Source organism: Pseudomonas sp. EA_5y_Pfl2_R50 (assembly GCF_963970475.1).
GTDB lineage: Bacteria > Pseudomonadota > Gammaproteobacteria > Pseudomonadales > Pseudomonadaceae > Aquipseudomonas.
In genome coordinates this window covers 1-336 of record NZ_CAXAPT010000221.1, presented here as the reverse complement: position 1 = coordinate 336, position 336 = coordinate 1, and the positions used below count along the sequence as shown (strand labels likewise).

Genomic DNA, 336 nt, shown 5'->3' with positions numbered 1-336 from the left:
TGGTCCCACGCAAACGCGCTTATCACAAGACTACCGACAGCCATCATCGCTTCCGCCGACATCCGAACCGGCTCAAGCCCGGTCCTGACCAAGTCACTGCCACCGGGCCGGAACAGGTCTGGGTGGCGGATATAACCTACTTACCGACCGAGCAAAGCGTCGCTTACGTAAGTCTGGTCACTGATGCGTTTTCGCGAAAAATAGTCGGCCATCATGTGCATGAAAGCCTGCATACCGAGTCAGTCATCCAGGCGATGACGAAAGCTCTTCGACACCGAAGAACCAGTCAGCCGCTGGTACATCACTCAGATCGGGGCTCGCAATACTGCTCTGATC

1 protein-coding gene is annotated in these 336 nt (G+C 56.0%); it reads left to right on the top strand.

Annotation, left to right across the window (positions count from 1 at the left end):
* On the top strand, positions 1–336 hold a 336-nt coding region (locus AACY19_RS27545), incomplete at both ends, for a DDE-type integrase/transposase/recombinase (RefSeq protein WP_339454657.1).